The organism is Stenotrophomonas sp. BIO128-Bstrain (genome assembly GCF_030128875.1).
GTDB classification, from domain to species: Bacteria; Pseudomonadota; Gammaproteobacteria; order Xanthomonadales; family Xanthomonadaceae; genus Stenotrophomonas; species Stenotrophomonas bentonitica_A.
Genome location: NZ_CP124620.1, coordinates 1,157,018 through 1,178,521, shown reverse-complemented (window position 1 = coordinate 1,178,521; position 21,504 = coordinate 1,157,018). Strand labels below are relative to the sequence as shown.

Annotated in this window: 16 protein-coding genes; 14 read left to right on the top strand and 2 right to left on the bottom strand. The window is 67.7% G+C overall.

The features are described from left to right. Positions 1–102 precede the first annotated feature (102 nt). From POS15_RS05260 to POS15_RS05220, 9 genes are all read left to right on the top strand, one after another. Complete coding sequence (locus tag POS15_RS05260; RefSeq protein WP_019184180.1) at positions 103–684, top strand: YceI family protein; 582 nt, start codon at positions 103–105, stop codon at positions 682–684. Then, entirely contained in the window at positions 681–1,130 is a 450-nt protein-coding gene (locus POS15_RS05255; protein WP_284129154.1) for a protein-disulfide reductase DsbD domain-containing protein, read from the top strand. Before POS15_RS05260 ends, POS15_RS05255 begins: the two co-directional genes overlap by 4 nt. A 14-nt stretch (positions 1,131–1,144) precedes the next feature. After that, entirely contained in the window at positions 1,145–2,146 is a 1,002-nt protein-coding gene (locus tag POS15_RS05250; RefSeq protein ID WP_070474589.1) for a cytochrome c peroxidase, read from the top strand. Beyond that, positions 2,143–2,679 (top strand): TlpA disulfide reductase family protein, encoded by a 537-nt coding sequence (locus POS15_RS05245; RefSeq protein ID WP_284129153.1) that lies wholly within the window; start codon positions 2,143–2,145, stop codon positions 2,677–2,679. Before POS15_RS05250 ends, POS15_RS05245 begins: the two co-directional genes overlap by 4 nt. Positions 2,680–2,816: 137 nt before the next feature. Next, on the top strand, positions 2,817–5,375 hold the full coding sequence (locus tag POS15_RS05240; RefSeq protein ID WP_284129152.1) for a TonB-dependent receptor: 2,559 nt from the start codon (positions 2,817–2,819) through the stop codon (positions 5,373–5,375). A gap of 176 nt (positions 5,376–5,551) precedes the next feature. Then, a complete protein-coding gene (locus POS15_RS05235; protein ID WP_284129151.1) occupies positions 5,552–7,789 on the top strand; it encodes an ATP-binding protein in 2,238 nt (745 codons plus the stop codon). Beyond that, entirely contained in the window at positions 7,786–8,259 is a 474-nt protein-coding gene (locus POS15_RS05230) for a response regulator (RefSeq protein WP_284129150.1), read from the top strand. Before POS15_RS05235 ends, POS15_RS05230 begins: the two co-directional genes overlap by 4 nt. Further along, positions 8,252–10,681, top strand: a complete 2,430-nt coding sequence (locus POS15_RS05225) for a hybrid sensor histidine kinase/response regulator (RefSeq protein WP_284129149.1) — start codon at positions 8,252–8,254, stop codon at positions 10,679–10,681. Before POS15_RS05230 ends, POS15_RS05225 begins: the two co-directional genes overlap by 8 nt. A gap of 139 nt (positions 10,682–10,820) precedes the next feature. Beyond that, the gene (locus POS15_RS05220) at positions 10,821–11,201 is read left to right on the top strand and encodes a response regulator (RefSeq protein WP_046273383.1); all 381 of its coding nucleotides are present in this window, start codon (positions 10,821–10,823) and stop codon (positions 11,199–11,201) included. 15 nt (positions 11,202–11,216) lie between these two features. Here the strand turns inward: POS15_RS05220 and POS15_RS05215 are convergent, their stop codons facing one another. Beyond that, on the bottom strand, positions 11,217–14,099 hold the full coding sequence (locus tag POS15_RS05215; RefSeq protein ID WP_284129148.1) for a PAS domain-containing protein: 2,883 nt from the start codon (positions 14,097–14,099) through the stop codon (positions 11,217–11,219). Positions 14,100–14,469: 370 nt separating this feature from the next. Between POS15_RS05215 and POS15_RS05210 the strand changes: the two genes are divergently transcribed. The 3 genes from POS15_RS05210 (at position 14,470) to POS15_RS05200 (ending at position 16,577) form a co-directional block, all read left to right on the top strand. Beyond that, the gene (locus tag POS15_RS05210) at positions 14,470–15,429 is read left to right on the top strand and encodes a cation diffusion facilitator family transporter (RefSeq protein WP_046273381.1); all 960 of its coding nucleotides are present in this window, start codon (positions 14,470–14,472) and stop codon (positions 15,427–15,429) included. Positions 15,430–15,514: 85 nt separating this feature from the next. After that, a complete protein-coding gene (locus POS15_RS05205) occupies positions 15,515–16,258 on the top strand; it encodes an SOS response-associated peptidase (protein WP_284129147.1) in 744 nt (247 codons plus the stop codon). A gap of 148 nt (positions 16,259–16,406) precedes the next feature. Then, entirely contained in the window at positions 16,407–16,577 is a 171-nt protein-coding gene (locus tag POS15_RS05200) for a CsbD family protein (protein WP_019184192.1), read from the top strand. A 237-nt stretch (positions 16,578–16,814) separates the two neighbouring features. On the opposite strand, the gene POS15_RS05195 is transcribed toward POS15_RS05200, so the two are convergent. Beyond that, complete coding sequence (locus POS15_RS05195) at positions 16,815–17,732, bottom strand: NAD(P)/FAD-dependent oxidoreductase (RefSeq protein WP_284129146.1); 918 nt, start codon at positions 17,730–17,732, stop codon at positions 16,815–16,817. 250 nt (positions 17,733–17,982) lie between these two features. Here POS15_RS05195 and POS15_RS05190 point away from each other — a divergent pair, with 250 nt between their 5' ends. Further along, the gene (locus POS15_RS05190) at positions 17,983–18,909 is read left to right on the top strand and encodes a DUF6624 domain-containing protein (protein ID WP_284129145.1); all 927 of its coding nucleotides are present in this window, start codon (positions 17,983–17,985) and stop codon (positions 18,907–18,909) included. 136 nt (positions 18,910–19,045) lie between these two features. Beyond that, complete coding sequence (locus POS15_RS05185) at positions 19,046–21,400, top strand: arylsulfatase (protein ID WP_284129144.1); 2,355 nt, start codon at positions 19,046–19,048, stop codon at positions 21,398–21,400. The last annotated feature ends 104 nt before the right edge of the window (positions 21,401–21,504 follow it).

Here is a 21,504-nt window from a genome sequence, read left to right as displayed (position 1 = left end):
GGCCTGCCCGCCCGCCGCGGCCATCCCTCCTGCGCTGCACGCCCGCACGGCCTCCCCGCGATGCCGCGGGCGGCTGCGCGCCACGACGAAGAGACCCGCCCCATGCGCACCACCGTGCTGTTGACCCTGCTCACCGCTGCCACCGCACCTGCCGTGGCGATCGCCGCGCCGGTGACCTACCAGCTCGACCCGACCCATACCGACGTGCTGTTCACCTGGAACCACAACGGCTTTTCTTTCCCGACCGGCCGCGCCGCGATCAGCAGCGGCACGCTGGTCTACGACGCCGCCAGGCCCGCCGCCTCGCAGGTACAGGTCGAGCTGCCGCTGGCCGAGCTGGCCACCCACGTGCCGAAACTCGACGAGATCGTGAAGAGCGACAAACTCTTCGATGTCGCCAGGTTCCCGCAGGCTGCCTTCCGCAGCACCTCGGTCGTGTCCCAGGGCGCCGGCCGCCTGAAGATCACCGGCGAGCTGACCCTGCATGGCGTCACCCGCCCGGTCGTGCTCGACGCCACCCTCAACAAGGTGGGCGAGCATCCCAGCCGCAAGGTGCCGACCATCGGCTTCAACGCCACGGGCGTGATCCGCCGCAGCGAGTTCGGGCTGGATGCGTTCCTGCCCAACATCGCCGACGAGGTGCAGCTGCGCATCACCACCGAGGCGCAAGGGGGCAAGGAGTGAGGTACGGCATCCTTCCCCTGGGCGTTGCGTTGCTGCTGAGCGGTGGCAACGCGATCGCCGCCGATACGCCAAAGGTCGCCCTCAAGCCGCGGCTGGAGGCCGCGCCCGACGGGTCCCGCGAGCTGGTCATCGATGCCCGCATCGAACCGGGCTGGATCCTGTACGCCTCGGACTTCGAGCAACCGCAGATCGGCCCGCGCGCGGCGCGGGTGATCCTGGCGGACGGGGCGCAGACGCAGGGCCCGCTGCGCTCGGTCGATGCCCGCGAAGGCCACGGCCGCAGTTTCGCCGGTGACTACCGCTACACCTATTTCAGCGAACAAGGGCAGCTGCGCCTGCCCGTGGCGGCGGGCGGCACGCCGGTGAACGGCACCCTGCGCGCGCAGGTCTGCTTCGAAGAGAGCGGCCTGTGCGAGCTGGTCCAGCAGGAGATCGTCGCGCGTTGAGCGCGGCGCCCGCCATGCCACGCCCTGCCCTGTCCCTCTCCCTGCTTGCGGCACTGGCCGGCGGCGCGTTCCTGGCGCCGGTGCTGTCCGCCGATGCGCCGACCTACGACGGCGATCTGTCCGACAACCCGCGCGCCCAGCTGGGCCGACAGCTTTTTTTCGATCCCATCCTGTCGCGTGACCGCACGGTGTCGTGCGCCAGCTGCCATCAGCCGGCCCGCGCCTTCGCCGATGACCGCGCGCTCAGCCTGGGCGTGGACGGTCGCCTGGGCACCCGCAACACGCCCAGCGTGATGAACAGTGCCGGGCGCACCCGCTTCTTCTGGGATGGCCGCAGCGAGACCCTGGAGGAACAGGCGCTCGCGCCGATCGCCAACCCGCTGGAGATGGACCTGCCGGTGGATGACGCGGTGGCGCGGCTGCGTGCCGATCCTGCGTGGGTGGCACGCTTCCAGGATGCCTACAGCGCCGCTCCCAGCGCGCGCACGCTGGGCCGCGCCCTGGCCGCCTACCAGAAGACTCTCAACACCGTGGACAGCCCGTACGACCGCTACGCGCTGGGCCAGGAGGACGCGATCAGCGACGCGGCCAAGCGCGGCCGCCTGCTGTTCATCACCAAGGCCCAATGCGTGAGCTGCCACGCCGGGGAGGACTTCACCTCGGACCGCTTCAAGAACATCGGCATCTACAACGGCCGCGAGTTCAACGACGAAGGCCGCGGCGGGATCACCGGCGATCCGGCGCAGAAGGGCGAGTTCAAGGTGCCGGGCCTGCGCAATGTCGCGCTGACCGCGCCCTACATGCACAACGGGATGTTCAAGAGCCTGCGCGAAGTGATCGTGTATTACGACGACCCCGGCAAGGTCATCCCCGATTCGATCGGCCGGGACGCGCAGCTGCGCGATCCGCTGCACCTGACCGAGGCGGAGATCGACGACATCGAGCAGTTCCTGCACACCCTTACAGACGACCGCTTCGCGTCGCGCGCGACTTCTTCGACGGCCTCACCTCCATGACCTCTTCCGCTTTGCGCCGCCTGGCGCTGCTGGCTACCGTGCTGATGATCGCGCTGCCCATGGCATCGTTCGCCGCCCCGCCCACCACGGCCGCGCCTGCCGGCCAGGCGGCACCGGCCCTGCACTGGACCGACCTCGGGGGTGCCCCGGCGTCGCTGGCGCAATGGCGCGGCCGCCCGGTGCTGCTCAACTACTGGGCCAGCTGGTGCGGCCCGTGCCTGAAGGAACTGCCCGACCTGCAGGATTTCTCGCAGGCGCAGACCTCGCGGCCGAACGGCGTGCACGTGGTTGGTGTCGCGCTGGATGATGTGGAATCGGCCAAGGCCCTGCGCGACCAGCTGCGCCTCACCTACCCGCAACTGGTGGAGGGCGACGGCCCGCCCGGCACCGCCGCCGCGTTCGGCAACCGCATCGGCACACTGCCGTTTTCGGTGCTGATCGATGCGCACGGCACCGTGCTGCAGGTCCACAACGGCCCGCTGCATCCTGCCGACCTCGCCCGCTGGGCTGCCGCCGCCGGCGGTGCGCCATGACCGGCACCGGACGTGCCGCCGCCGCTGCCGAGTGCTGTTGCACGGGTACGCCAGCCACCGGCTGATCCGGTCCATCCGCCCTCGCCTGCCTGCCGCATGCCGCTGTGCATCGGCCCTCCTTCTCCTGGGGATCTTCCATGCTGTCCACGCACCATCGCCTGCCGTTGGTTGTCGCCGTCCTGTCCGCGTTGTCCCTGCCCCTCGCCGCATACGGCGCAGCCGAGGTGGAGGTCGCCACCAGCGTGAGCACCGCCACCCTGGATACGGTCACCGTGACCGGCACCCGTGCACAGGGCCGCACCGTGCGCGAAAGCGCGGCGCCGATCGATGTCCTGTCCGCCGAGGACATCCGCGCCGCCAACGCAACCAGCCTGCTGGATGTGCTCAACACCACCGTGCCCAGCTTCAACCTGCCGCTGGAAACCGGGGATCTGAACAGCATGGTGCGTGCCGGGCAGCTGCGCGGCCTCAATGCCAGCCACGTGCTGGTACTGGTGGACGGCAAGCGCCGCCACGCCACCGCGCTGCTGGGCGCGGGTGGCTTCGGTGGCGCCGCGCCCGCCGATCTCGCCCTGATCCCCACCGGTGCGATCGAACGCATCGAAGTGCTGCGCGATGGCGCCTCGGCGATCTACGGTTCGGACGCCATCGCCGGGGTCATCAACATCGTCACCCAAAAGGCTGCCCGCGGCGGCAACGTCTCCTACCGCGATGGCACCTACTTCGCCGGCGATGGCCGCGCGCGCGTGGTGCAGGCCGATGCCGGGTTCGGGCTGGGCGACGGCGGCTATCTGCACCTGGCGGCGCAGCTGGACGACCAGGAAGCCACCGACTACACCAGCCCCGCACGCGATACATTCCTGTACTACTTTCCGCGCAACGCGGCCGGCAATGCGATCCGCCCCGGCGGCAACCAGGCCAGCAACCCGACGCTGCCACCCGTCGCGACGCCGGATCCGCGCGAGGCCACGCGCGACAACAATGCCTGGCGCAACCGGGGCATCCGCGCGTTCCGCACGAAGACCGCCACGGCCAATGCCAGTATTCCCCTCGCCGCGACGGTGGAGGCCTACGGGCTGCTGACCCTGGCCCAGCGTGATGCCTGGGCACCGCAGAACTTCCGCCAACCGCTGCGCAATGAGGTAGTACGCGCGATCGATCCGGATGGCTTTGCACCGACCGAGCACATCGACGAGAACGACGGCGCGCTCACGCTGGGGGTACGCGGCCAGTTCGGCGAGTGGGACTGGGACCTGAGCAGCGGCTACGGGCGCGATGCAATGGATATCAACCTGCACAACAGCATCAACCCCACCTACGGCCTGGACAGCCAGACCGATTTCTACATCGGCGACCTGCGCTACAGCGCCTGGACCCATAACCTGGATCTACGCCGCCAGCTGCAGACGGCGTGGCTGGCCGCGCCACTGGAACTCAGTGCAGGGGCGGAGTATCGCGACGAGCGCTACCGGATCGGCGCGGGCGACGTGCAGTCCTACACCCATGGCGGGCAGCGGGTGCTGGACGGCCCCTACGCGGGTACCGTGCTGGGGATCGGCCTGGGCGGCTCGCAGGCGCTGCCCGGCTACCGGCCCGAGGACGCGGTCGATGTCAGCCGCAACAGCGGTGCGCTGTACCTCGGCGTCGCGGCCGACCTGGGCGCGCGCTGGCGCGTGGACCTGGCCGGCCGGCATGAGCGTTACTCGGATTTCGGCAGCGAAACCACCGGCCGCCTCTCCACCCGTTTCGCGCTGCATCCCCGGCTCGCCCTGCGCGGCACGATCAGCAACGGGTTCCAGGCGCCGTCCCTGGCCGCGCAGGCGTACCGCAACACCTCCAACGGCAATTTCTACACCGACCACATCCTGCAGGCCGGTTCGCCGCAGGCCATCGCACTGGGCGCGCAGCCACTGCGCCCGGAAACCTCGCGAAGCCTCAGCCTGGGCATCGTGGCCGAGCCATGGCAGGGCGCATCGCTGACGGTGGATGCCTACCGCATCGATGTGGATGACCGGATCGCCCTGTCCACCACCTTCCGCGAGGGGCTGTATCCCGGCTCCGGCGTGCTGGTCACCTCGGTGGGACTCGGCGCACAGGATGGGGTGCGCTACTTCATCAATGCCGCCGATACCCGCACCGATGGCGTGGAAGCCACGCTCGAAGGCCGCGTCGATCTGGGCCGCAGCGGCACCCTGCGCTGGACCCTGGCCAGCAGCCATAACCGCGCCAGGATCACCGGCCTGGCCCCCACCCCCGCCGTGCTGGCCGCCTTCAATGTGCCGGTGTTCAGCACCGGATCGCAGAACGAGCTGCTCTACAAGGCGCCCAAGTCCCGGCAGGTGCTGGGTCTGGACTGGAGCCTGGGCCGCTACCGGGTCGGCCTGCGCCAGAGCCGCTATGGCGACATCCAGCGCTATGGTTCGCCGACCACGGTCGCCAGCAGTGGGCCGTATGCCGGCCAGGCCGAGATCGCCTATGACATCGGCGGCCTCTGGATCACCGATCTGCAGCTGGGGGCCACCCTGCCCGGCGGCTGGGACGTGGCGCTGAACGCCAACAACGTGTTCGACCGCAAGGTCACCAGACTGCCCGAGCCGCTGCTTGCCGCGAACGAATACTACCGGTATGCCAATGGCGGACCGGTCGATGGCTCGGGGGGGCTGTGGTCAGCCACCCTTCGTTACCGCTGGGACTGATCCGCGCGCAGCGCAAGGAACACCGTCGCATCCTCACAGATCCGGGCGCACGCCTATGCAAAAATAAGGGAACTGTGGCACACCGCGTCGCAGGTGACGGCGTGTGCTCCTGACAACCAGGCGCAGCCGTGCCATTCGTGCGGTGGCCAGTACTGGTAAAGATCAGGAGTCAATGAATGTCCTCGAGGAATTCCGGCGCAAGCGCCTTGGATCTGTCCAGCTGCGCGCGTGAGCCGATCCGTACCCCCGGTGCCATCCAGCCGTACGGATTGATCCTGGTCCTCGATCACACGACATTGACCGTCAACGCCCGCGCGGTGGCCGAGCCGGGCCTGCTGGAGGCGCTTGGCGATCCGCTGGGCCAGCCGCTGGATCAGGTGCTGGCCGGCACTCTGGCGCCATGCAGGCCGGTGCTGGAGGCATTGCAGGAGGGTGCCTCGCATTTCCTGGGCGCGCACCCGGTGGGCACAGCGGGCAACCACCACACCGTGGCCCACCGGATCGGTGATGACGTCATCATCGAGCTGGAGGCCCCGGTGCCGGGCGAACCGGGCTCGCTGGAGGACCTGTATCCGTCGATCCGCCGCTTCATGGCCGCGATCGAGCACGCGCCGACGACCCAGGCATTGTGCGAACTCGCTGCCACGCATATCCGCGAGCTGACCGGCTTCGACCGCACGATGATCTACCAGTTCGACAAGGACTGGAACGGCGCGGTGGTGGCCGAGGACCGCAACGACGTGCTGCCCTCCTACCTCGACCTGCGCTTCCCGGAATCGGACATCCCCGCCCAGGCGCGCGATCTGTACCGGCAGAACCGCGTCCGCCTGATCGCCGACAGCCATTACAGCCCCGTGCCGCTGGTGCGCGTACCGGCCCTCGCCGATGCGGCGCCCATCGATCTGGGCCCGGCCATGCTGCGCAGCGTCTCCCCGGTGCACCTGCAGTACATGCGCAACATGGGCACGGGTGCCTCGATGTCGGTCTCGGTGCTGTCCGAGGGCGAGCTGTGGGGCCTGATTTCCTGCCACAACCAGGTCGCCCGCCGGGTGCCCTACCACGTACGTACGGCCTGCGAGTTCATCGGCCAGATCCTGTCGCTGCAGATCGCGGTGAAACAGCGCGCGGTACTGGTCGAAGAGCGCATCGCACGCCGCGCGATCCAGGTCCGGCTGCTCGGGCGGATGGCCGGTGATACCGACTTCATGGCCGCACTCGGCCGCGACCAGCAGAGCCTGCTCGCGCTGACCCAGTCCACCGGCGCAGCGATCGTGCACCGTGGCGAGTGCATCCTGCATGGCCAGTGCCCCGGCCAGCGCCACGTGATGCAGCTGGTGCAATGGCTGACCGCGCAACAGATCGAGGGCGACATCTTCTGTACCGACACTCTGCCGCTGGATTGGAAGGAGGCCGAAGCCTTCGCCGGCGTGGCCAGCGGCGTGCTGGCCATCTCGATCTCGCAGATCCACGACAGCTTCGTGATCTGGTTCCGTCCCGAAGTGGTCCGCACCGTGCGCTGGGGCGGCGACCCGCGCAAGGAAGAGACCGGACAGCCCCTGTCGCCGCGCACCTCCTTCGAGGGCTGGAAGCAGACCGTGCGCCAGCAGTCGCTGCCCTGGAACGACGTGGACCGCGATGCTGCGCTGGAACTGCGCACGGCCATCGTGGATATCGTGCTGCGCAAGGCTGAAGAGATGGCGGCATTGAACGAGCAGCTGTTGCGCAGCAACAAGGAACTCGAAGCGTTTTCCTATTCGGTGAGCCATGACCTGCGCGCCCCGTTCCGGCACATCGTCGGTTACTCGGAACTGCTGTGGTCCTCGGCCGGCGAAAGATTGAACGATTCAGAAAAGAGATTTCTCGACACCATCGTGGAGTCGGCAAAATCGGCTGGGACCCTGGTCGATGACCTGCTCAGCTTCTCGCAGATGGGCCGCTCGACGATGGGCCAGATCGCGATGGACATGACCGCCCTGGTGGAAGACGTGCGCCACAAACTCGACATGGAGTACGCCGGGCGCGCCATCGACTGGCAGATCGCGGGGCTGCCCAAGGTGCAGGCCGACCCCGGCATGCTGCGGCTGGTCTGGCAGAACCTGCTGGCCAACGCGATCAAGTTCACCCGCGACACGCCCGAGCCACGCATCGAGGTCGGGCATGAACGCAACGACACGGAGGACATCTTCTTCGTGAAGGACAACGGCTGTGGTTTCGACATGCGCTACGTGGACAAGCTGTTCGGCGTGTTCCAGCGGCTGCATCACGTCGATGAGTACGAAGGCACCGGTATCGGCCTGGCCAACGTGCACCGCATCATCACCCGCCATGGCGGCCGGACCTGGGCGAGAGGCCAGGTCGGCGCCGGCGCGACATTCTATTTCACCATTCCCTTTGCTACTGGAGACCACCTATGAGAGATCTGCGACCGATCCTGCTCGTAGAAGACAACCCGAAAGACGCTGAATTGACCATGGCCGCGCTCGCCCGCTGCCAGTTGCTCAATGACGTGACCCATGTGCGCGACGGCGTGGAAGCGCTGGAGTATCTCCGCTGCCAGGGGCGTTATGAAGGGGCCATGCATGGCGGCCCGGTGGTCGTGCTGCTGGACCTGAAACTGCCCAAGCTCAACGGGCTGGAAGTGCTCAAGGAAATCCGTACCGACCTTGCCCTCAGCAGCACCCCGGTGGTGATGCTGACCTCCTCGCGCGAAGAGCAGGACCTGATCCGCAGCTACGAGCTGGGCGTCAACGCGTTCGTGGTCAAGCCGGTGGACTTCAAGGAATTCCTTGAAGCGATCCAGGGCCTGGGCATGTTCTGGGGCATCACCAACCAGCCGCCACCGCACGGCACGCTGTTCGGCGGGAAGAGTAGACACGATGGCTGAGGCCGCCACAGCAAAGACCATCAGGATCCTGATGGTCGAAGACAGTGCACTTGATGCAGAACTGATCACCGCGCAGCTCAAGCGCGCCGGGGTGCCGTTCACCGCCGAGCGCACCTGGTCGCACCAGGGCATGCTCGATGCCCTGACCACGACGCCGTTCGATGTGATCCTGGCCGACCACGTCCTGCCGGGCTTCGATGGTGATGCCGCGCTCGCCCTGGCCAGCGAGATCGCCCCCCAGATTCCCTTCATCTTCGTCTCCGGCACGCTCACCGAAGAACTCGCAGTGCAGGCGCTCAAGCGCGGTGCGCGCGATTACGTGGTCAAGTCACGCCTGCAGCGCCTGCCCGATGCCGTGCTCAGGGCCATCGGCGAAGCGCAGGAGCGCCGCCGGCTGCAGCGCATGGAGGCCGAGCTGCATGAGAGCCACCAGCGGCTGAGGCTGATCACCGATTCGCTGCCGGCGCTGATCGCCTACTTCGGTCACGACCATCGCTACCGCTTCGCCAACAACGCCTATGTCGAGTGGCACGGCCGTACGCCGGAGAGCCTGATCGGCCGGCACACCCGCGAGGTGATCGGCGAGGACACCTTCAACAGCATCCAGCAGCACCTGGACCGGGTCCTGCTCGGTGAGAAGGTGAGCTTCGACCTGCTCTCGCTGCGCAGCGATGGCACGCCCCGCCACGCGCAGGTGGACTGCGTACCCGAGCTGGCGCCGGACGGCGCGGTGCTCGGCTATTACGCGATGGCGCGCGACATCAGCGAGCTCAAGCACGCGCAGGCGCTGCTCAGGGCCAACAACGAATCCCTGGAACGCCAGGTCGACGAGCGGACCTCGGCGCTGCACCGCAGTGAAAGCCGGCTGCAGGCGCTGTTCGAATCCAGCTTCCAGCACCAGAACCTGCTGACCCTGGATGGCCACATCATCGACACCAATTCGGCGTCGCTGGCGGCCATCCTCGCCGACAAGGAAGACGTCCGCGGCAGCCTCTACTGCGAGTCTGCCTGGTTCGCCGATACCCCCGGGGTACCTGGCGTGGTCTGCACGGCCATTCTCGAGGCGGCGGCCGGTACCGCTTCCCGCCATGAACTGGAGCTGCGCCTGCCCACCGGCAAGCGGACCTTCGATTTCTCCTTCCGCCCCCTGTTCGACCATCAGGCGCGGATCACTGCGGTCGTCTCCGAAGCGGTGGAAACCACCGCGCGCCGGCAGGCCGAAGAGGCGCTGCGGCACAGCCAGAAGATCGAGGCCGTCGGCCAGCTGACCGGTGGCATCGCGCACGACTTCAACAACATCCTGACCGTGATCGCCGGCAACATCGAATACGCCAAGATGCTGACCGACCGCCTGGGTGACGCCGCGGGCAATTCCTCGCGCTCGCTGGACAACGCGATGAAGGGCGTGATGCGCGCGGCCAACGTCACCCAGCGCCTGCTGGCGTTCTCGCGCCGGCAGCCGCTGAAGAACATGCCGGTGGACCTGAACGAAGAAATGCGCGGCATGCAGGACATGCTCAAGCGTTCACTGGGCGAGCTGGTGCAGATCGACATGCTGCACAGCCCGGATATCTGGTGCGTGGAGATCGACCCGAACCAGCTGGAGGCCTCCATCCTCAACCTGGCGGTCAATGCCCGCGATGCCATGCCCGAGGGCGGGCGCCTGACGATCGAGATCGACAACATCCATCTGGACAAGGACTACGCAGCGCAGCACCCGGATGTGCCGCCCGGCCAATACGCCATGATCCGGGTGCGCGACAGCGGCCAGGGCATGTCCGCCGAGGTGATGGGCCGGGTGTTCGAACCGTTCTTCACCACCAAGGAGGTCGGCCGCGGCACCGGGCTGGGCCTGTCGATGGTGTACGGCTTCGCCAAGCAGTCCGGTGGCCATGTGCTGCTCGACTCCATCGAAGGCAGCGGCACCACGATCACCCTGCTGTTCCCGCGCTCGGCCTCGGCCCTGCCCGGCACCCGCCAGGCCGAGGCGCAGGAAGCCAACGCCTACGAGGTGGAGGAGGAAACCACGGTGCTGGTGGCCGAGGACAATGACGATGTCCGTGCCTACACCGTGGATACCCTGCGCCAGCTGGGCTACCGCGTGCTCGAAGCGCATGACGGACCCTCCGCCCTGCGCCTGCTGGAGCGGCCGGACGTGAGCGTGGACCTGCTGTTCTCGGACATCGTGATGCCGGGCATGTCCGGCTGGGCACTGGCCAAGCAGGCGATCGGCCGGAAACCGGGGCTGCGGGTCCTGTTCACCTCGGGCTATCCGCGCGATATCGACGCAAGCGGCACGGTCGGCCGGACCATCGCGCTGCTCGCCAAACCGTTCACCCGCACCGATCTGGCCCGCTCGATCCGGGCCTCCCTGCAGGACGAGAGCCCCGCCCAGGGCGGTGAGACCTTGGACCGAGGGTAATGAAGGAGGCTGCCGTCATCGGCGCCTCCCGGGGATCATGACGCCGGGCTGGCGCGCGATGCACGGCCGGCTAACGCGCGCGGGCGCTAAGGTGGAGCTCCGCACAGGTGGCTGCATGCCACGAGGATCCGCGTCCGCAATGACCGCTGCCAGTTCCCACCCACGATGCCGCGTGCTTCTCGTCGAAGACGATGCGCCCATCCGGGAGATGACCAAGGACATCCTCAACGACGATGGCTTCGAGGTCCTCGACGTTGCCGACGCCGAGGCCGCGCTGGGGTGCCTCAGGCATGACGGCCCGTTCGACCTGCTGGTCTCCGATGTCGGCCTGCCCGGAATGGACGGCCGCGACCTGGCCACGATCGCCACCACGCTGCACCCGGCCATGCCCATCCTGCTGGTCACCGGCTATGCCGGGGCGGCCGGGGCCCGGCCGGACTTTCTCGGCGAGGACATCAAACTGCTGCGCAAACCCTTCACGCTCAAACAGCTGGTGAGCTCCGTCAGGTCCCTGCTCTGAGCGCAGCCAACACCGTCACTGGCTGCTGCCTGCAGTCGCCAACAGCGCGCGCGCACGCCGCTCCAGTTCGGCAGTGGTGAAGGGTTTGGTCAGCACTTCCATCCCCTCCTCCAGCTGCCCGGCGCCCACCGCCGCCGACGCCGCATAGCCGGTGATGAACAACACCGGCAGCCCGGGCCGCACTTGGCGCCCTGCATCGGCGACCTGCCGGCCATTGAGCCCGCCAGTGAGGCCAACATCGGTGATCAGCAGGTCGATGGGCTGCCCGGAGTGCAGCAGCTCGACCGCCTGGCCGCCCTCCGGCGCCTCCAGCACCCGATAGCCGGCGCCGCCCAGCACCTCGCTGAGCAGCGCGCGGATCGCCCCCTCGTCTTCAACCACCAGGATCGTCCCGACGCTGGGCGTGGATGTGGCGGGCGCATCCTGCTCGGTCTCCTGCACCGCATTGGCCGCGGTTTCGCCGATGAAGCGTGGCAGGTACAGCTCCACCGTCGTGCCCTGGCCGACCTGCGAATCAATCCGCACCTGGCCGCCGGACTGGCGAGTGAAGCCATAGATCATCGACAGGCCCAGGCCGGTGCCCTGCCCGATCGGCTTGGTGGTGAAGAACGGCTCGAAGACCTTCTCGATCACCGCCGCCTCCATGCCGGTTCCGGCGTCCTTGACGGCCAGCCGCACGTAATCGCCCGGGGGCGTATCCAGCGCTGCCGCAGCCTCGCCCTGCAACGTCACGTTCGCCGCACTGATGGTCAGCGGGCCGCCCTCGGGCATCGCATCGCGGGCATTGATGCACAGGTTCAACAGCGCATTCTCCATCTGCGGCACATCCACCAGCACCGACCATGGATCGGAATCGAGCTGCGTGGCGATCGCGATCGACGGCCCCAGCGTGCGCGAGATGATGTCCAGCATCCCGCGCACCAGGGCATCGGCCACCACCGGCGTCGGCGCCAGCGTCTGCCGGCGGGAGAAGGCCAGCAGCCGCTGGGTCAGCGCGGTGGCGCGCGACGCGCTGGACTGCGCCATCTCCAGGTACCGGCCCACATCATCGTAGCGACGCTGATCGATGCGCAGCTCCAGCAGCTCCAGGCCGACCGAGATGGCGGTCAGCAGGTTGTTGAAGTCATGCGCCAGGCCGCCGGTCAACTGGCCCACGGCCTCCATCTTCTGGCTTTGCCGCAACCGCTCTTCAGCCACCTGCAGCTCGGCGCTGCGCGCCTGCACCCGCTCTTCCAGGGTCAAGGTCAGCTCGCGCAGCTGGTCTTCGGCCAGGCGCCGCTCGGTCACGTCCGAGGCAGTGCCGAACCATTCGGTGATCTCGCCGTTGCCGTCCAGCAGCGGCACCGCGCGCATCTGCACCCAGCGCACGCTGCCATCGGCGAGCAGGCTGCGGTGTTCCAGCGCCAGCGGCTCCCGCTGCGCCAGCGCGCGGGCGATGGCCTGCTCCAGCAGGCCCAGATCCTCCGGATGTACGTAGCGCTCCTTCCAGTCGCTGAGCGCGGGCAGGTTGTCGTCCTGCGCGACCGGTCCAGTGGCCAGAATCTGGCGCATCTCGCGCCAGTCGGCGGTGACCGCATAGAGCGACTGCGAGGAGGCGCTCACCAGCGCGCCGAGGCGTCGCTCGCTATGGGCCAGTGCATCGCTGGCGCGGCGCTCTTCTGTCCGGTCGCCCAGCACCTTGACGAAGCCCAGCGCGGCGCCATCTTCATCGCGCAGCACGGTCATGGCGCCGCTGGCCCAGAACCGCCCGCCGGATTTGCGTGCCAGCCAGCGCTCACCGCTGACCCCGCCCGATGCGATCGAGACGCTCTGGTTGTGGCGCAGGCGGTCGGCCAGGATGTCCTCCTGGGTATAGATCCGCTCCACCTTCTGGCCCAGCATCTCGGCCTCCGTCCAGCCGAAGATGTGCTCGGCACCGGCATTCCACAGGGTCACGTTGCCCTGCAGGTCCGAGGCGACGATCGCGTAGTCGCTGGCACTGTCGATGATCTGGCGATTGCGCGCCTCCACCTGCCGCATCGTGCGCTGCAGCTCGATGTGGGAGGTGACATCCAGGCCCTGCACGAACACGCCGGCAGTGCTGCCGTCTTCGCCGGCCACCGGCTGGAAGACGAGATCCAGCAGGCGCCGGGCCGATGAGGGATCGGACGGGAACGGCGCGTCGTAGACCATCTCGCTGCCGATGTACGGCTTGCCGGTGCGGTACACCTCGTCCAGCAACGGCATGAAACCCTGGTCGACGATTTCCGGCAGCGCCTCCCGGATCGACTTCCCGAGCACGTGGCGGTTGCCGACCAGGCGTTGGTAGCCCGGGTTGGCCAGCTCGACGCGATGCTCCGGCCCGCTGAGGAAGGCCATGAACATCGGCGACTTGTCGAACAGCGCGATCAGGCGCTCGTTCTCCTTGGCCAGGCGCTGCTGCGCCACGATGATGCTGGTCACCTCGTTGGTCACGCAGAACGCGCCGCCGACACTGCCATCGTCCAGGAAGATCGGCGAGAAGGAGAATGTCCACCAGGTCTCTTCAGGCACGCCCTGGCGGCTCATCGAGACCGGCAGGTTCTCGTAGCGGGAGGACCCGCCTGCGAAGGCAGCCTCGATCGGTGCGCACACGGCGTCCCACGCATCCGCCCACAGCTGCCTCAGCGGCGCCCCCAGCGCCCCCTGCAGGCGCGGGCCCAGGATCGGGCTGTAGGCATCGTTGAAGAAGAACGTCAGGTCATCGCCCCAGACCACGTACATGCTCTCGGGCGAGGCCAGGATCAGGTTGACCGCATTGCGCAGCGCACTGGGCCAATGGTCGATCGAACCCACCGGCGTCGCCTGCCAGTTCCATCCACGCACCTGCTCGGCCATCGGGCCGGTGCTGCCGGGAAAACGCCCCACCCCTGCACTCATGCGCGCTGCTCCAGGACGGCCGGGGCACGCGCGCCGCGCAGCCGCGCGACAGACCAGGGAAGGACAGACATCATCGGGTCACCGAACCTTGAACTGAAAGGCATCGCAGCAGCAGGGGGAACGGCAGGCAGCGGTCGGCCGGCCGGTAGGGGGAGAGCAATTTAATCCACGCGGGGCCAACTCCATGTCAACGCCCGCAGCCGTAACAGATCGCTGCCCACGGCCACGGATTGTCCCGCGCCACGGGCGGCGGGTACAGCCCCGGCCGCTCAGCGCCGCACTGCCGCCCGGCCTGCCAGGCCCGGACGTGCACGCGCCCGGGACGCGCCGTTGGCGATGATGCCGCACCCTCCCCACCCCCGCCTCCGCCATGGCCAAGCCGACTGGCTCCCGTCTCGTGATCTATGCCGCGCTCGCCGGCAACCTGGCCATCGCCATCGCCAAGTTCGTCGCCGCCGGCATCTCCGGCAGTTCGGCCATGCTCAGCGAGGGCGTCCACTCGCTGGTGGATACCATCAACGAGCTGCTGCTGTTGTATGGCCTGCGCCGGGCCGAGCAGAAGCCGGACACCCTGCATCCCTTCGGCCATGGGCGGGAACTGTACTTCTGGAGCTTCATCGTGGCGCTGCTGGTGTTCGCCGCCGGTGCGGGCGTCTCGGCGTATGAAGGCATCCAGCACATCCGCAACCCGGAGCCGGCCACCAACCACCTCATCAGCTACATCGTGCTGGGCATCTCGCTCGTGTTCGAAGGCACCTCGTGGTGGATCGCGCTGCGCGAATTCCGCGCCACCAAGGGTTCATTGGGCTACTTCGAGGCATTCCGCCGCAGCAAGGATCCCTCCACATTCACGGTGCTGCTGGAAGACAGCGCCGCCCTGCTCGGCCTGGGCTTCGCGCTGGTCGGCCTGCTCGCCGCGCAGCTGCTGGACATGCCCATCCTTGATGGCGTCGCTTCGCTGTGCATCGCCGGTGTGCTGGCGGTCACTGCCTTCCTGCTTGCACGCGAAACCAAGGGGCTGCTGGTGGGCGAACCGGCGCACCCAAGCGTTGCCAAGCGCATTCTCGCCGTGGCCAACACCGATGCCGACCTGCGCCGCGCCAATGGCGTGACCACCATGCAGATGGGACCCGAACAGGTCGTGGCGATGCTGAGTGCCGAGTTCGAAGATGATCGCACCACGCCGCAGATCGAGGCGTGCATCACCCGGATCGAGAAAGCGGTGAAAGCCGAGTATCCCGAGCTGGTCGCCCTGTTCGTCAAGCCGCAGACGCCAGAAGTGTTCCAGGCGCGGCGGGCCGCGTTGGCCGAGCCGCATCCGGACACATGAGCGCCGTGCACAGCAGGCAACGCCCGGGTGAGCAACGCCTGCGCTGCCTACGAGGCCGTCACGGATATCGTCGGATGCTCGGCCCATGCGCCGTTTCGCACAAGCCATCGCCGACACCGAGTCACTTCCCGCCGGACTGCCTGCCGCGCTGGCGCGGACGCTGGCTGCCGGCCCGGACCACTACAACATCGCCAAGGGCAGCGTGGCCACGGTGCTGGCGCGCGACCACGACGGCTCCATTGCCGTGGCCGACATGGTGTGGGGGCTGGTGCCGCGCTGGTCCAAGGAACCGGCCACGCCCTATACAACGGTGACCGCACGGCTGGAGCGCGCGCCACGCAGCCGCATCTACGCGCAGGCCTGGGCACAGCGCCCGTGCGTGCTGCCCATGACCGGGTATTACAAATGGGACCGCGCGCGCCGGCCGCCATGGCCGCTGTTCGTGCAGCGCAAGGACGGGCGTGTCCTGCTCGCCGCCGGCCTATGGGAACACTGGGAAAGCGAGGATGGCCAGCAGCTGGACAGCTTCACGGTCCTGACCGGGCCGAACCACGCGATCCCTGCCCCGCTCACGCCAGATGGACCGATCTTCATTGCACCGGCCGCCGCACTGGACTGGTTGAGCGGCGCCTTCAAAACGCCCGCGGCACTGAACGCCCGCGCCACTACGCCCGCACTGGAGGCCTATCCGGTCAGCCGCGCGTTTCGTGATCCCGCGCGCAACGATTACACGCTGTTGGAACCTGTCGATCCGGATGCCGCCGCAGCCACCACCGAACCACCGCAATGGGATGGCGATGCGTGGGATGAGCGCGATGCGGATGAATGACGTGCAGCGCGCGTGAGCGTCAACCTTTCCGGCGCTTGAACGGATTCCGCATCACCAGCGAATTTCACCTTCGCGCCACTGCCGTCCCGTCAGGGTGGAGATGCCCAGCAACACGGGGCCTCTCTCTAACTACATTGTGGAGTCAACCATGGACAAGAATCGCACTGAAGGCGCCAAGAACCAGGTCAAGGGCACCGTAAAGGAAGTCGTGGGCAAGGTCACCGGCGACAAGACGAAGGAAGTGGAAGGCAAGATCCAGAAGGGTGTGGGCGAAGTGCAGAGCGACGTGGGCAAGGCCCGCGACGACGCGCGCCGCTGAGTCTCATCCCACGGCTCTCTGACCGCATCAGCGGCAGAGGGCAGTGGGAGGTCAGCTGAGCGCAGTATCAGGTCAGCTGAGCGCAGTATTACGGGTGTTCTTACTCTGCCATGCCTTCCATCAGCCGTGTTCTCCACCGGCGTAGGCGATCCGCCCCCCGAGACACAGCGCGGCATGGAACAAAGCCCGGCTGCTCCAATCCCGCTTCTTCCAACAACGCGACACCTTCCTCGGGCGCTATCCCAACAGCCCCATCAAGGAGTGATGCACCGCCACGCCCGCCAGCGCGCCCTCGCCCGCTGCCAGCGCGATGCTGCCTGCCATCCGGGCCGCGTCGCCGCAGGCAAACACGCCCGGTACCGTGGTCTGCTTGGCCGAATCGGTGGTGATGCACCCGCCATCCTTGAGCTCGCAGCCCAATTGCTCGGCCAGATCACTGGACAACCGCGAATGCGGTGAAATGAACAGCGCATCCACCTCCACCCGGCGCCCGTCGGCGAGCACCACGGTAGCGCTGTCTTCCACCGCGCGTACGCGGGTCGATTCGACCACGACGCCGCACGCGTCCAGCCGTGCACGCTGTGCGGGATCGATCCTCGCGGAGGCTTCGCTGCAGAACAGCGTGATGTTGCCCCAGTCGCACAGCAGCAGCGCCTGGGCCGCGCCACCATCCTTCGCGCAGCCGATCACCCCGATGCGCCCTTCGAACACCTCGTAGCCGTGGCAGTACGGGCAATGAAAAACGCTCCGGCCCCAACGTTCGCCGATGCCCTGGATGTCGGGCAGATCATCGGTTACGCCGTACGCCAGGATCACCCGATCCGCCAGAAACGCCTGGCCGGCGTCCACCTCGACCCGGAAGGTCCCGCCGTCTTCCGATGCCGTTGCCGTAGCAGAACGGGCAACACCGGCGAGCCAGGTCAACGTGGGATAGCGCAGCAGTTCGTCGCGGGCCTGGGAAGCGATATCTGCCGGCGGCAGCCCCTCCCGCCCAAGGAACCCATGCGCGACGCGCGCATTCCGGTTGCGCGGCGTCCCCCCGTCGATGATCAGCACCTTGCGGCGGGCGCGCACCAGCTGCAGCGCGGCGGACATGCCCGCGTAGCTGCCACCGATGATGATGACGTCGTAACGATGGGGAGGCAGATCGGCCATGGCGCTGTCCCGGGCGTTGGGAGAGTGACGAATGCGCCAGAGTGCGGGAGCCTGGATCAACGCCGTGCGTGCTGCGCGTGAGCCTGGGCATCACACCGCCCGCACGATCCGGCAGGCTGGAGGGACCGGCATGTTCTTCGACTGCTACTGCCCACGCCGTGATCGCACGGCTTCGGCTCGCGCACGCCAGGTTGAATTCCGGGGGCTGAAGCCGCTACGTTGTCGGTGCGTTCACCAGGGAAGATGACCCATGCACGGAAGGCCAATACGACCCATAGCAACCCGGGCGGCAACGCTGACGGCCGCCCTGTTCGCCGCCGCCGCGGCTGCCGCCGCCAAGCCGGCCAGCTTCTTCACCGCGCTGGATGCCTACGGCAACAACGACTACGCCGCCTGCAGCGCCACCTTGAGTGACCTGTACACGCACGGCATCCCCTTCCCCGACGGAGGCGAGCTGCTGCTGATCGAATGCACGGCGGCAGCCGGCGACCATGCCGCGGCGTTTGCGTACGTGGATGCGCTGCTCGCCAGTGGTCGCCTGCCACTGGAGGACCTGCGGACCAAACAGCGTCCCGGGCTGAATGCGCTGCGCGCCGATCCCGCATGGCCAGCGGTGCTGCAGCGGGTCATCGCCGAAGAAAAGAAGCACGAAGCGCTGCGCGATGCGCCGTTGAGGCAGGCCTTGCTCGCACGCGAGGCGAAGGACCAGACCGCGCAACATGCCGCCATCGCCGCTGGTGGCGGCGATGCGTGGCGGCAGACGGCGCCGGTGAGCGAAGCCAATGCAACGTGGTTGAAAGCCGTGATCGCCGAGAAGGGGTGGCCAGGCACCACGCGGGTCGGCCGCGACGGGGCCAAGGCCGCATGGCTGATCGTGCAGCACGCCGATCATGACCCCGCGTTCCAGGCGCAGGCGTTGGCGTTGATGCAGACCGCCGCCGAGACCGGCGATGCCGACGCCGCGGATGTAGCGCTGTTGACCGACCGGGTGCTCATCGCGCAGGGCAAGCCGCAGCGTTACGGCACGCAGTTCAAGAGCGCCGCCGACGGCGTGATGGAGCTTCAGCCCACCGAAGACATGCAGACCCTCGACGCCCGGCGGCGCGCGGTGGGACTCCAGCCTCTGGAGGCCTACAAGGCAATGCTCTCGGACAGCTACGGAAAACCGGTGAGATAGTTGGCCGGCCACCGGCGGTAAATCGACCCGGCGCGCCGCCGCCAGTACTTCTACCTAGGCCGCGGCCCGTCTATTTTCGGGTGCCAACACAGACCCCGCTGGCCACACTGGGGCCTCAGTCCATCGAGGCGTGACCATGAGCCAGGAACTCCCCGGCAGCATCCTTCCGATCCCCGACCAGGCCTACCAGGGCCCCCTGTCGTTCGATGCGAAAAAACTTGGGGTCAAGCTTCCTCCCATCACGGCAAAGCGCCCGCCGGACGGCGCACCCAATGTCCTGCTGATCATGTTCGACGATGTTGGCTTCGGTGCCGCCAGCGCGTTCGGCGGCCCCGTGCATACGCCCACTGCCGATCGGCTGGCCAATAGCGGCCTGCGCTACACCCGCTTCCACACCACCGCCCTGTGCTCGCCCACGCGCGCCGCGCTGCTCTCCGGTCGCAACCACCACGCGGTGGCCATGGGCCACATCACCGAGACCGCCACCCCCGCGCCGGGCTATCGTTCGACACGGCCCAATTCGGTCACGCCGCTGCCGGAAATCCTGCGCCAGAACGGCTACAACACCGCCCAGTTCGGCAAGTGCCACGAAGTGCCGGTGTGGGAGTCCGGACCGACCGGCCCGTTCGACCATTGGCCGGCCTTCAGTGGCTTCGAGCGTTTCTACGGCTTCATCGGCGGTGAAACCAACCAGTGGACGCCCGCACTGGTCGATGGCGTCTCTGCCGTGGAGGCGCCGCTGGATCCGGACTACCACCTGATGCCGGACCTGGCCGAAAAGGCCATCGACTATGTCCGCCTGCAGAAGAGCCTGACGCCGGACAAACCTTTCTTCGTGTACTTCGCACCGGGAGCGACGCACGCCCCGCACCATGTCCCCAAGGACTGGATCGCCAAGTACAAAGGCGCGTTCGATCAAGGCTGGGATGCCATGCGTACCGCTACCTTCGCGCGCCAGCGCGAGCTGGGTGTCATCCCCGCCGATGCCGTGCTCACCCCGCGGCCGGAGGGCATTCCGGCGTGGGAGGACATGCCGGCCGAACTCAAGCCGATCCTCGCGCATCAGATGGAAGTCTATGCCGCCTTCCTCGAGTACGCCGACCACCATACCGGCCGCGTGATCGACGCGCTGGAGGAACTTGGCGTTCTCGACGACACGCTGGTGTACTTCATCATCGGCGACAACGGCGCCTCCGCCGAGGGCGGCATCAACGGCGCCTTCATGCTCACCACCGCCTCCAACGGGGGCGCCGAGTACGAGACCGCAGCATTCTGGCAGCAGCACCTGGACGAGGTGGGCGGACCCACGGCCTACAACCACTACGCCGTCGGTTGGGCGCATGCGTTGTGCACGCCCTACCAGTGGACCAAGCAGGTGGCATCGCACTACGGCGGCACGCGCAACGGCACCATCGTGCATTGGCCGGCCCGGATAACCGGCAGTGGCGAACTGCGCAGCCAATGGCACCACGTGATCGACGTGGCGCCGACCATCCTGGACCTCGCCGGGCTGGCACAGCCGCATACGGTCAACGGTGTCACCCAGGTACCGATGCACGGCGTTTCCATGGCCTACACCTTCAACGACGCCGATGCCGAGGAGCGCCACCTCACGCAGTACTTCGAGATCATGGGCAACCGCGGCATCTACCACAACGGGTGGACCGCGCAGACCAAGCACCGCACCCCCTGGAATGTGGTGGCCAAGGGCGTGGATTTTTCGCAGGACGTCTGGGAACTGTATGACACCACCCAGGACTGGACCCAGGCCGACAACCTGGCCGCCGCGCAGCCGGACAAGCTGGCCGAGCTGCAGCAGCTGTTCCTGATCGAGGCGGTTCGCCACAACGTCCTGCCGATCGACGATCGCGCCGCCGAACGCATGAATCCCGAACTTGCCGGACGTCCCACGCTGACCACCGGCGACAGCCTGCGGCTGTACCCCGGCATGACCCGCCTGGGCGAGAACGTAGCGATCAACGTCAAGAACCGTTCCTACGCGGTAACCGCCGAGATCGAAGCGCCCGCCAGTGGCACGCTCAACGGCGTGATCGTCGCCCAGGGCGGACGCACCGGCGGCTGGTCGTTCTTTGCCGAAAACGGCAAGCTGGGCTACCACTACAACCATTGCGGACTGCTGCGGAAGACGGTGCTGTCCGAGGCCGACATCGGCACCGGCCGCCATCAGGTGCGGGTGGAATTCGCCTACGCGGGCGGCGGCATCGGGCGCGGTGGCACGGTCACCCTGTACATCGACGGGAAAGCCTCAGGTACCGGCGAGGTGGAGCGTACCCATCCGCTGTACTACTCCTTCGATGAGGGCCTGGACGTGGGCATCGACACCGGCATGCCGGTGTATGAGGGCTATGTGACCGAGCGCGGCAGGTTCAACGGGGCCATCCACTGGGCGGAGATCCAGCTGGACCAGGATGACCACTCGCACATGATCGATCCGGAGGCGCATCTGGAGGCGGTGATGCGGCACCAGTAGCGGCCGAACTGACAGGGCCGTCAGGGACCGCCCGGCGCCCGGCGGGAGGCCGGGCGTGGGTGTGGGAGCGAGTTGTTTGTGGACCCGCGCATGCTCCTCGGGCT

Excerpts from the sequence above, each read along its gene's own strand:
- POS15_RS05260 (WP_019184180.1), top strand. The coding sequence starts at position 103 with ATGCGCACCACCGTGCTGTTGACCCTGCTCACCGCTGCCACCGCACCT.
- POS15_RS05250 (WP_070474589.1), top strand. The coding sequence starts at position 1,145 with ATGCCACGCCCTGCCCTGTCCCTCTCCCTGCTTGCGGCACTGGCCGGC.
- POS15_RS05245 (WP_284129153.1), top strand. The coding sequence starts at position 2,143 with ATGACCTCTTCCGCTTTGCGCCGCCTGGCGCTGCTGGCTACCGTGCTG.
- POS15_RS05240 (WP_284129152.1), top strand. The coding sequence starts at position 2,817 with ATGCTGTCCACGCACCATCGCCTGCCGTTGGTTGTCGCCGTCCTGTCC.
- POS15_RS05235 (WP_284129151.1), top strand. The coding sequence starts at position 5,552 with ATGTCCTCGAGGAATTCCGGCGCAAGCGCCTTGGATCTGTCCAGCTGC.
- POS15_RS05230 (WP_284129150.1), top strand. The coding sequence starts at position 7,786 with ATGAGAGATCTGCGACCGATCCTGCTCGTAGAAGACAACCCGAAAGAC.
- POS15_RS05225 (WP_284129149.1), top strand. The coding sequence starts at position 8,252 with ATGGCTGAGGCCGCCACAGCAAAGACCATCAGGATCCTGATGGTCGAA.
- POS15_RS05220 (WP_046273383.1), top strand. The coding sequence starts at position 10,821 with ATGACCGCTGCCAGTTCCCACCCACGATGCCGCGTGCTTCTCGTCGAA.
- POS15_RS05215 (WP_284129148.1), bottom strand. The coding sequence starts at position 14,099 with ATGAGTGCAGGGGTGGGGCGTTTTCCCGGCAGCACCGGCCCGATGGCC.
- POS15_RS05210 (WP_046273381.1), top strand. The coding sequence starts at position 14,470 with ATGGCCAAGCCGACTGGCTCCCGTCTCGTGATCTATGCCGCGCTCGCC.
- POS15_RS05205 (WP_284129147.1), top strand. The coding sequence starts at position 15,515 with ATGCGCCGTTTCGCACAAGCCATCGCCGACACCGAGTCACTTCCCGCC.
- POS15_RS05200 (WP_019184192.1), top strand. The coding sequence starts at position 16,407 with ATGGACAAGAATCGCACTGAAGGCGCCAAGAACCAGGTCAAGGGCACC.
- POS15_RS05195 (WP_284129146.1), bottom strand. The coding sequence starts at position 17,732 with ATGGCCGATCTGCCTCCCCATCGTTACGACGTCATCATCATCGGTGGC.
- POS15_RS05190 (WP_284129145.1), top strand. The coding sequence starts at position 17,983 with ATGCACGGAAGGCCAATACGACCCATAGCAACCCGGGCGGCAACGCTG.
- POS15_RS05185 (WP_284129144.1), top strand. The coding sequence starts at position 19,046 with ATGAGCCAGGAACTCCCCGGCAGCATCCTTCCGATCCCCGACCAGGCC.